The organism is Silvimonas sp. JCM 19000 (assembly GCF_054652575.1).
The window spans coordinates 1-209 of sequence record NZ_BAAIHC010000080.1; the positions used below are offsets into that span (position 1 = coordinate 1).

Consider the following 209-nt stretch of genomic DNA (forward strand, 5'->3'; position numbering starts at 1 on the left):
CCAATCAGGATCTTGGCTTTCTCTTTGTTTTTGACGCGGATATTCGGGCTGGCCAATACATTGGTATCGCCCTTGTCATGCGTCAGATTGGCCGTAATGGTGGGCGAGCCAAAATTGACCAGCACATTGCTGCGGTTAAACGCCGCCAGATCGGCCAGGCTCAAAGCGCCGCTATACGCCGTATTGGTGGTGGTCGTAGTGGTATCGGT

1 protein-coding gene is annotated in these 209 nt (G+C 53.6%); it reads right to left on the reverse strand.

Annotation, left to right across the window (positions count from 1 at the left end; genetic code table 11):
- Window positions 1-209, reverse strand: a 209-nt coding sequence (locus ACYQ1A_RS21850; RefSeq protein WP_499365830.1) for a hypothetical protein, incomplete at both ends; no start/stop codon positions are given.